Origin of the sequence: Novosphingobium sp. LASN5T (assembly GCF_003856955.1) — a bacterium.
In the GTDB taxonomy this organism is placed as follows: Bacteria; Pseudomonadota; Alphaproteobacteria; order Sphingomonadales; family Sphingomonadaceae; genus Novosphingobium.
This window is the reverse complement of sequence record NZ_RQSI01000085.1, coordinates 1-9131: the sequence shown is the minus strand read 5'-3', so window position 1 is coordinate 9131 and position 9131 is coordinate 1. Positions and strand designations below refer to the sequence as shown.

Genomic DNA, 9131 nt, shown 5'->3' with positions numbered 1-9131 from the left:
GTCCCGAAGATCCTGTGAAAGCGTTCGTGCCATCCATGCTGGCCTCCTGACACCAGCAGGAAGTCTGAATCACAACGGCGCCGCGAAGGGAATCCCTGACGAGTCAGTTCGTGTGGAAACCGCTCTAGTAGTGCGTCACCTGCGACCAGCGGGTCAGACGCGGGTCGATTTGCGGGCTACCACCGTGGAGCAGATTGGAGCACCAGATCAGCGCCTGGCCCTTGCGGGCGTGAAATTGTTCTATCTGCAGGCCGTGAGCTTCCACCAATGCTCCCCAGACGGCTTCATAAGGCGTCTGCGCCGAATCAAGTTCGCCACCAAAGCCACGCCGCCCGATCAGGCCATTGGTCATGATCGGCCAACGATGCGATCCGGGATAGTAAAGCAGCGGCCCCGCGTCCGGACCGATATCTTCCATCGCCAGCCACACCCCGCACATGAAGCGTTCGGGAAGGCTGGAAAAATGCACCGCATCGGAATGTGCGGCCTGCTCGGTACCAACCGGAAAATTGAGCGTTTGAAACGGAAAAGCCCGCCGACCCCACAATTTGCTCAGAAGATCCAGAATCGCTTGGTTCGCGGCAATCGCGCGCACGTCTTCACTAAAGACCCATGCATCTTGGATCCGCCGTTCGGCATGTTTCTTGTCACTGTCGAGATCGTCGAAGTTGATGCCGTAACGCGGGCCGAGATCAGCTTTGACCCGCTCGATCCGGGCATCAAGCTCCGTATCCGGAAAATCGATGACCGCATAACCCTTTTCATGGAGATCAACGGCGATCCGTTCCTCTTCCGTTGTCAGTTCCAAACCTCCCTTGAGGACGGAAAACAACGGGGATTCAATGAGTGGCAGGCCGGGGAGCGGATTGGTCACGAGAACTCGCTAACACCTTGGGACGGCGGTCTCTTAACCCGCGGCACCGGGGAATAGAAGCGTCGTCCGTTGAAACGGTCAAACAGCATGTGCAGCGCGCGTCGCTTTCCCTGCGCGCCAGACCAGACCTGCTTCATGATCGGCCAGAAATCGCGGTACACCGTTCCTCGATCGTCAAGTTCCCGATAGACCGCCCAGAAATCATCAGAGCCAAGCGCACGTGGCATATTCCAGGCTCCGTGATACCCGAAGCAGGCCTTGGGGTCTTGGGCGCGTTCGGCGGCGAAGCGATCGGCCAACTCGCGCGGTGCGAAACGAATGCCGCGCTTCTCCAGCCAATCGCGGTTGATACGGCAAATCGCAATGTCTTCCGGATGCTGTTTCACAAAGGCAGGATCGCGGCACAGTTCCATCAGTTGGCGGCTGCGTAGCGAAAAGCCCCCGTTACCGACATCATGGCCATCGGTGAACTGCGGCCAGCTCGCTCCAATGTAATCGCACATGAGGAACTCAGGTCGCCACGCCCGGGGATCGAGTACATGTCCATCCCATTGCGCAACCAGGCAGTGCGAAGTTTTAACATGATCCACTAGCTTGGTCAGCAGGAAGTGCGAATACGCCTCGGCAGAGGGTATCGGAGCGATCCTGACCACCTCGATCTGGTCACAGCCCGGATCGACGGCGGCATCAGTCAGCAATTTGCACGCCGCGAAGCCGACACTCTCCAGCGAGGCCTTCAAGGCACGCACGGTGGCTGCGACGTTGACGGAAGTAACGGCGCAGAGGGTCACCTCGGAAAGCTGGAGACGTTGCTCGCCCGTCATCGCACATCCCCCGGCATCTGCACCGCGAAACGCTCGCTGTAGCGGCTGAGATGTGGGTGGTGGTAGGGATCGCCCTCACTCTCCAAGTCATTGGTCCGCCAACGCAGCTGCAACGCGGCAAGCTCGCCGGCGAGGCGTGCGGCGCCGACCGGATCGCGATCGAACCCACGTGATATCGATTCATGATGCACCAATATCGCGCGCGGCTCGTAAAACGATTGCCAGCCTCGCTGATTGAGCCGCATGCACAAGTCCACATCATTGAAAGCGACCGCAAAGGCTTGTTCGTCGAGCCCGCCGACTGCTTCAAAGCTTGACCGGCGCACAACGAGGCAGGCTGCGGTCACTGCGGACACGAATTGCGGCAGCGCGTGCCGGTGGAAATAGCCCGCTTCGCCGGGCCAGAGCAGGCGGTGGGCATGAGCCGCCCCGCCGCAGATATTCATCACCACGCCAGCGTGCTGAAGCCGCCCATCGGGGTAGAGCAGCATCGCGCCGACCGCACCAACTCCCTTGCGCAGCGCCTGCCACGCCATGATCGCCAGCCAGTCCGCTCCAATCATCTCGATATCGTTGTTAAGCAGACACAGCAGTTCGCCGGTTGCGATCTGCGCCGCGTTGTTATTAAGCCGCGAGAAATTGAAAGGACCACTATCGCGCAGCACCCGATAACGGGACGGGTCGAGCCTGGCGAGATAGCTCAACACCGCCGGGTCATCGCTACCGTTATCAACCACGATCACTTCGAAATCCGGATAGTCGGTCTGTTCCAGCCCGTCGATGCAGGTCCGCAACAATTCGAGCCGGTTGCGCGTCGGCACGATCACGCTGACTCTGGGCAGGTCGCCTCTGGATACCGGCACGTCCAAGGGGCGCCGCGGCTTCGGGCGCGACCGCCGGTGGTGAAGGATGTGGGGGATGCGCACCGGATCACCCTGGCCCGCCGCGACCGCCCGGGCAACGAGCTGCGAGGGCCAGTCTTCACCGCCCGCCCCCACCAAGTCGGCAGCCTCGAGACGGACCATGCAGGCACCGGTCAGGAAATCAAAATGGCGATGAAGTTCCTCATTCCATCTGGGCTTGAAATGCGGGTTGCTGCGCCCGCCCTTGGAATCGATTAGATCATCGTCGGCATAGACCACACGGGACCCGGCTTTCCTGGCGCTTGCAGCGAAAGCGCGGTACACCTCGCCCGAACCACGCGCAAGCAAATCACCCGCAGCAAGGGGCATGATCCAAGGATCGTCGCTCCAATCGATCTGCGTCGCGCAGGCACCGCTCACTTCTGCCTGAACGTGTAGCGCGATGAAGCCCTCGGCTAAAGCGCTGCGCATCGTCTCTTCCGCGCCTGCGCCGGGTGATACCAGCGCAACAACCGTACAAGCATTCCCCTTCCCCTGCGGCAGGGGCGGCTCATCCAGCAGCCACAGCTGGTAAGCGTACCGCGAGGCCGATAACAGTGGCGCAAATCGGGCCCGGGCTCGCACCTTCTTGCCAAGCAATCGCCACCAAGCCGCCTGCAACCAAGCGCGCGGAGCCAGCCGCGCGGCGTCAATGTGGACGCGCAGTAGCAATCCCGAATTGCGCCACAGGCTCCAAGACTTGCGGTTACCGGTCACTTTGGTTCGCATTACAAATCACGCTAACCCTTGGACGCAGCGCCGCAAAGGGCAATCGCCGGATCAATCCCTGGTCATCACCTGACGCAGGTAGAGTCCATAATTCGACTTGCCCAGCGCAGCGACAAGCTGTTCCATTTCCGCATCACCTATAAAGCCCTGACGGTAGGCGACTTCCTCGGGGCAGGCGATCTTGAAACCTTGGCGCTTTTCCAGCACGCGCACAAACTCAGCCGCATCCAGCAGACTGTCGGGCGTTCCGGTATCGAGCCAGGCATAACCCCGCCCCATGATTTCCACCGCAAGCTCGCCACGTTCGAGGTAGGCTTTGTTGACGTCGGTGATTTCCAGTTCGCCGCGCGGGGAGGGCTTGAGGTCGGCGGCGATGTCGACGACCTGCTCATCATAAAAGTAAAGCCCTGTCATCGCCCAGTTGGACTGCGGCCGAAGCGGCTTTTCCTCGATCGAAACAGCCTTCATGTCGTTGTCGAAGCCGATGATTCCATAGCGTTCGGGATCATTGACATGGTATGCGAACACGCTTGCCCCGTTCGGACGGCTGCTCGCGCTTTTCAGCAGTTCGGGCAGGCCGTGGCCATAATAGATATTGTCCCCCAGAATCAGCGCAGATTTTTGCCCGGCCACGAAATCCGCACCGATAACATAGGCCTGCGCCAGCCCGTCCGGGCTAGGCTGTTCGGCGTATTCGAAGACCATGCCCCACTGCGCTCCGTCACCCAGCAGCGTCCGGAAGGCTGGTAAATCACGCGGAGTCGAAATGATCAGCACTTCGCGAATGCCGGCCAACATCAGCGTCGACAGCGGATAATAGATCATCGGCTTGTCATAGATCGGCATCAACTGCTTCGAGACCGAAAGAGTCATCGGGTAGAGACGTGTTCCGCTGCCGCCGGCAAGAATAATCCCTTTCATCGCGTCCTTCCTGTTGCTGTCTAGCCAGCCGGTTGCAACCGGGCGATGACTTGGGCGAGTGCCTCCTGCCATGGCGGCAGCGTGACGCCGTGCGCCACTGCAATCCGGCTGCTATCGAGACGCGAATTGGCTGGGCGACTCGCAGGGGTTGGGTATTCGGCGGTGGTGATCCGCCTGACCCGGGCGAAAGGTCCGCCGCGCGCGGCGGAGGCAGCAAAAATGGCTTCGGCAAAATCCGCCCAGCTCGCCTCACCACCCGCAGCCATGTGGAACACCCCCCGCTGGCTTGGTACCGTGCCCCCCACCAGGTTGTCGGCCACCCTTAGCACGCCATCGGCGATGTCGAACGCGTTGCCCGGGCTCCCGATCTGGTCAGCCACCACCGATATCTCATCGCGGTCGGCCGCCAGACGCAGCATGGTCTTTACGAAGTTCCCACCGAAGGGACTGAATATCCAAGCTACTCGCAACACAGCGCTGTTGCCACCATGGGCGGCCAGCACAGCCTGCTCACCAGCCAGCTTCGAGGCGCCATAGACTCCGGTCGGCGCGGTGGTATCATCTTCGCGATAGGGGCGACCGAGCTTGCCATCGAACACATAATCGGTCGACAGATGCAACAGCGGCAGGCCCATCGCCCTCGCAGCCTCGGCAACGGCACCGGCTCCGGTCGAATTGATCGCGAAAGCTAGCTCACGCTCGCTTTCAGCTTTGTCGACCGCCGTATACGCGGCCGCCGAAACCACCACGTCAGGACGGGCGGCTTCCAGCGCGGGGAGAACTGACGACGGGCAGGACAAATCCAGTTCGGGCCGGCTCAGCGCGACAATCTCGTACCCGGCGCGCCTTCCCTGCTCGATCAAGGCGGATGCGACTTGCCCGGTTCTACCAGTGACCGCGATCCTCACACTGGGACCTTTTCCGTATTGAGCCCCAAACGTTGCCCATTGTAGCGATCACGCAGCGGACGCCACCACCACTCGTTATCGAGGTACCAGCGCACCGTTTTTTCGATCCCGCTATCGAAATTCTCCTCCGCACGCCAACCGAGTTCGGATTCCAGCTTGGTTGCGTCGATCGCATAGCGGGCATCGTGGCCGGGCCGATCGGCGACGAACTCGATCAGGTTTTCGCGCGGCTCTCCCGTTGGAACGAGCCGGTCGAGTACCGTGCATATCCGGCGAACCACGTCGATGTTCCGCCTCTCATTGCGCCCGCCAACATTATAGGTCTGGCCAGGCCGTCCCTTGGCCGCGATCAGGTCAAGTGCTCGCGCGTGATCATCGACGTAGAGCCAGTCGCGCACATTTTCGCCCTTGCCATAAACCGGCAGGGGTCGCGCGGCGAGCGCATTAAGGATCGTCAGCGGAATCAACTTCTCTGGGAAATGATAGGGGCCATAATTGTTCGAGCAATTGCTGACCACCACCGGTAAGCCATAGGTGCGATACCAAGCCTTGGCGAGATGATCGGAAGCGGCCTTCGAAGCCGAATAAGGCGAGCTGGGGTCGTAGGGCGTGGTTTCCTCGAACAGCCCCTCGCCGACCAGCGATCCATAGACCTCATCAGTCGAGACATGCAGAAAACGAAAATTGTCTTTCGCTGCTCCTTGCAAGGTGTTCCAATATTGGCGCGCGGCTTCAAGCAGCGTAAAGCTGCCCACCACATTGGTCTGGATGAAATCGGCCGCGCCAGTAATGGAGCGGTCGACATGGCTTTCTGCGGCAAGGTGCATGATCCGGTCGGGGCGAAACCCCGCGATCGCCTGCACCATCGCCGGACCGTCATAGATATTGGCCTTGAGGAAGCGGTGCTCCGACTGATCCTGCACCGCCTTGAGCGAGGCTTCGCAACCAGCGTAGGTCAGCGCATCAATGGTGAGGACATTATAGCCCTTATCGAGCACTAGATAGCGAACAAGGGCCGAGCCAATGAAGCCAGCGCCCCCAGTGACGATCACGCGCATGAGTCATTCGCTCCAATGGAATGAAGGGATCAGGTCGCCAAGCATGGGTTGCCGGCGATCCTTCGGCGAAAGGGTTTCGGCATCGGCCAGATCGGGCCACGCGATCATCAGAGCCGGGTCGTCCCAAGCCAAGCCCTTATCGCAATCGGCGGAATAGTAATCGGTGACTTTGTAGCAGATCACCGAAGCCGGTTTCAACGAACAGAACCCGTGAGCAAAGCCTGGCGGTACCCACAGTTGCTTACCATTCTCCGGGGTAAGCGTCTCACCCACCCACTGCCCGTACGTGGGTGAGCCGTGGCGGATATCGACGGCCACATCGAACAGCGCGCCGGCAGTACACCGGACGAGCTTGCCCTGCGCATGCGGCGGCGTCTGGAAGTGTAGCCCACGCACGGTCCCCGCGCGGGCGCTCAGCGACTCATTGTCTTGCACGAAGGTGCGCGCGCCGCAGTGCAGAGCAAAGATATCGGCCCGAAAAGTTTCGGCGAAGTAACCGCGCTCGTCGCCTATGTGCCGGGGTATGAACAACTTGACATCACTGATATCGAACGAGCAGATTTCCATCTGACCCAAGCCTTCCCAGCAACCGAGCAGCGTTACTTAATAGTGTTGACCGCGCCGACAACGGTAAACACCGGGGTGAACAACTGGCTAATCAATTGCATCAGCTTACCGGGTTGATTGGACGCGGCGTTACCGAAGTAGAGCACGTCTTTATCCTTCATGACAAAACGCTGGGCGAGGAAGTAGGTGCCGGCCTTCATCATGTTGAGATGGTAGACGCGAGGGGCGTCCTTCCCCTGATCATCTTTCTCGAAGCGAAACAGGAAGATCGCGGCAGGATCGCCCATGTTGGGATTGACCCCGCCCGCGGTGGCTATCGCTTCTGCGATTGAAACCGACGAACGGCTAAAGGGGAATTGCGAAACCGCGCCAGAAGCACCGAGCACCGAATAGGTCCGTGGCTCGTTGATCAGCATCAGCCGGTCGCTGGGCATGATCCGCATGTCGAGGGCCGGATTATCGACCAGGTCATTGAGCCGGACATCAAAGAACCGTTCGCCCCGGAACACCCGCGCAAGCAGGTCCTTGGTGTTGCCGCGATATCCCCCCGCCAACGCAATCACATCGGTCAGGCGTTCGCGGTTGGTCTGCAGCACCTGCCGGCCCGGTCGGCCAACTTCGCCGCCGACGATTACGGTGTTGGTGAGCGGTTGACTGATATTGATCAGGACCTGCGGGTTCTGCGAAATTCCGCGCAGCGCGCTGCGGACCATCGCCTCGACTTCGCGGACCGAATGCCCGGTGACATGAAGGTGCCCAGCATAGGGCAGGGTAATATTGCCATAATCATCGACACGAATCGGCGGCAGCTTCTGAACCTGAACGCCGGGCATTGCCGCCGCCTGGCCCAGGGAGGCGCTTCCTCCACCGGAAAAGAGCGTAACGCCGGCTTCATAGATATTGATATCAAGCACATCGCCCGCACCGACCAGATCGGTCGGCAGCGGGGGCGGCTCGAGCGGCGGGGTGGCCGGCGTAGCTTCGTCCGGCAAGCCAGGTACTTCAGCAATGGACTGGACTTCGACCAGATCGATCGACTGCCCGGCCACCGGCATCTGCACCGATTTCACAATCTGCGATCCGGTCGGGCCGCTCGTCGGAAGTGTGGAACAGCCCGCCAGCCCTGCGAGCAAGGCCAAGGAGACGAATTTCATGAAACGCATTGGTGGATAAACCTGAAACCTTGCAACCTTGAAAGGCGCCTTAGCATCGGCTTGCAAACATGGCCAATAGTCTTGGCGATGGTCGGTGGTAGCGAACGGCACGCCAACGCGCACGGAGCAGGATGACATTAGCCGTACTGCACCGATAACACGGCAGCGAGGGCCAGATCGAAGCGCAGGCTTGTCGCTCTCACGCGGCATAATCAGTTCGAAACCGGCGGTGATGACATCCTGATTGTCCTGCGACACCGCTCGAAGTTCATCCACAACGGATCATTTCGTCGCGCCGGATTGCGCCACACATCGACCAGATCGCCAATTAGTCACGACATGAAGCCCCCCCCCCCGGCTTCAGCACCCGGCGCAGTTCCATCGCAACCCGCCCCGGGTCATGATGGTGCTCGAAGTCATTCATCGCCACTATCGCTTCGAAACTGGCATCGTCAAACGGCAGATGGTGGGCGTCGCCGGCCACGTCGGTATGCCGGAACACGACGAATTCCATTTCGACGACATCCGGGCATTTTACACGCGAACCGACCCAGAGAATACGGACCGCACAAGACATTGTATAACCGCTGGAAACGGTGGGGCACGATAGGTGAGTTCACCCGGATAATGGATGCCCAGAGGGTCGAACCCCAAACCGTCCTTATCTTCGCTGCTTCAATCTTGAACTCACGGCTATACTTCCTTCGATCCATTCCTGCCCTCCAATCTCGTAAACGCCTCTCTCGGCGTTCACCAAAACGGCAGCGGGCCACGACGTGCTTGTACAGGCGAGCGTGCCGGAATATTCAACCGTGAAACTCTCGTTATGATCGAGGGACCGCCGGGGTGCAGATCAACGGCATTACTATTTTGACCTTGGCCCTGCCGCAATCAAGCTGAAAACAAAGTCGGGATATGCAGACTATGGAACAACAACGCCCGCTTCGCGACAGGTCTACGATTGCGACATACGCTGTCCCGGGTCCGCGACGCATTGCTGTAATGGTCGTTGGGATGCACCGTTCGGGTACAAGTGCTACCACCCGCGTGCTGAACCGGCTTGGCTACGTAATTACCCACCCCCTAATTTGAGCGGTCATGCGGTGACGGCGCTGAGTATGGTGCGATAGGGATTTGCGCCTGACAGTCGGGCGGTGTCGACGGTGGTGCGCATATCGGCTTCAGCATCGGCGG

8 protein-coding genes and 1 pseudogene are annotated in these 9131 nt (G+C 60.0%); all 9 read right to left on the bottom strand.

Annotated features, from left to right (window positions below; all coding sequences use genetic code 11):
* Positions 1–127: 127 nt before the first annotated feature.
* Positions 128–874: pseudogene (locus EH199_RS23575) on the bottom strand (phytanoyl-CoA dioxygenase family protein); the annotation flags it as partial.
* A complete protein-coding gene (locus EH199_RS23570; RefSeq protein ID WP_223806902.1) occupies positions 871–1698 on the bottom strand; it encodes a DUF5672 family protein in 828 nt (275 codons plus the stop codon). The gene EH199_RS23570 and the pseudogene EH199_RS23575, both read right to left, overlap by 4 nt.
* Positions 1695–3317, bottom strand: a complete 1623-nt coding sequence (locus EH199_RS23565; RefSeq protein WP_223806901.1) for a glycosyltransferase — start codon at positions 3315–3317, stop codon at positions 1695–1697. The genes EH199_RS23570 and EH199_RS23565 overlap by 4 nt, the downstream gene beginning before the upstream one ends.
* Before the next feature lie 63 nt (positions 3318–3380).
* A complete protein-coding gene (rfbA, locus tag EH199_RS23560; RefSeq protein WP_124811476.1) occupies positions 3381–4250 on the bottom strand; it encodes a glucose-1-phosphate thymidylyltransferase RfbA in 870 nt (289 codons plus the stop codon).
* Between the two features lie 20 nt (positions 4251–4270).
* Entirely contained in the window at positions 4271–5158 is an 888-nt protein-coding gene (rfbD, locus tag EH199_RS23555; protein ID WP_124811472.1) for a dTDP-4-dehydrorhamnose reductase, read from the bottom strand.
* Positions 5155–6216 (bottom strand): dTDP-glucose 4,6-dehydratase, encoded by a 1062-nt coding sequence (gene rfbB / locus EH199_RS23550; RefSeq protein ID WP_124811471.1) that lies wholly within the window; start codon positions 6214–6216, stop codon positions 5155–5157. Before rfbB ends, rfbD begins: the two co-directional genes overlap by 4 nt.
* Before the next feature lie 3 nt (positions 6217–6219).
* A complete protein-coding gene (gene rfbC, locus EH199_RS23545) occupies positions 6220–6783 on the bottom strand; it encodes a dTDP-4-dehydrorhamnose 3,5-epimerase (RefSeq protein WP_124811470.1) in 564 nt (187 codons plus the stop codon).
* A gap of 32 nt (positions 6784–6815) precedes the next feature.
* Positions 6816–8213 (bottom strand): polysaccharide biosynthesis/export family protein, encoded by a 1398-nt coding sequence (locus tag EH199_RS23540; protein ID WP_370449737.1) that lies wholly within the window; start codon positions 8211–8213, stop codon positions 6816–6818.
* Positions 8214–8265: 52 nt separating this feature from the next.
* On the bottom strand, positions 8266–8451 hold the full coding sequence (locus EH199_RS23535) for a methyltransferase domain-containing protein (protein WP_190287412.1): 186 nt from the start codon (positions 8449–8451) through the stop codon (positions 8266–8268).
* Between the last annotated feature and the right edge of the window lie 680 nt (positions 8452–9131).

Coding starts and splice junctions, on each gene's coding strand:
- EH199_RS23570 (WP_223806902.1), bottom strand. CDS start 1,698: ATGACGGGCGAGCAACGTCTCCAGCTTTCCGAGGTGACCCTCTGCGCC.
- rfbA (WP_124811476.1), bottom strand. CDS start 4,250: ATGAAAGGGATTATTCTTGCCGGCGGCAGCGGAACACGTCTCTACCCG.
- rfbB (WP_124811471.1), bottom strand. CDS start 6,216: ATGCGCGTGATCGTCACTGGGGGCGCTGGCTTCATTGGCTCGGCCCTT.
- rfbC (WP_124811470.1), bottom strand. CDS start 6,783: ATGGAAATCTGCTCGTTCGATATCAGTGATGTCAAGTTGTTCATACCC.
- EH199_RS23535 (WP_190287412.1), bottom strand. CDS start 8,451: ATGGAATTCGTCGTGTTCCGGCATACCGACGTGGCCGGCGACGCCCAC.